The sequence below is a fragment of the Alteromonas sp. 4NH20-0104 genome (assembly GCF_057547795.1).
In genome coordinates this window covers 1-506 of the sequence record NZ_BAAJLP010000081.1, presented here as the reverse complement: position 1 = coordinate 506, position 506 = coordinate 1, and the positions used below count along the sequence as shown (strand labels likewise).

Here is a 506-nt window from a genome sequence, read left to right as displayed (position 1 = left end):
CGCATGGCATGGGTTCGTCTTCGTAATAAGTCCCGGATAGCGCGTTTTTCCTTCGGATATACATAAGCCAAGGGAAAATTGCCGCCCCGCATAAGCTTGGCAATTTTATACGCGTCGATCTTATCGTTTTTGGTTTTGCCACCATGAATAGCTTTCATGTACAAGGCGTGGCCAAGAATAAAGTCGATGTTGTGCTGCTCACAAAAATCACTTAGCCAATACCAGCAATGCATACATTCGGCACCGACTACGATATTCCCCAGATAGGGAGAAAGTAGTGTTAAAAGCTGTTCAGGTGAGTCTTTAATCTTCTTGTGAACCAGAATGTCACCACGCTCATCAAGGATGCAAACGTAGAGCATTCGAGCATGAAGATCGATTCCGCAATAAAAAGGATGTAAGTTAGTATAAAATTGCATTGAGTCTTCTCCGTTTTGGGTTTGGTCGCCTTCCAGCTTAGCCAATTTATTGGTTAAGCTGGGGAGAAGGCTCAATAAGTATCAAAC

At 43.5% G+C, this 506-nt stretch carries 1 protein-coding gene; it reads right to left on the bottom strand.

All coding sequences use genetic code 11. The features are described 5' to 3' along the window. On the bottom strand, positions 1–419 hold a 419-nt coding region (locus tag AC27IB_RS23510; RefSeq protein WP_487124067.1), incomplete at its 3' end, for an IS110 family transposase. Positions 420–506 lie beyond the last annotated feature (87 nt).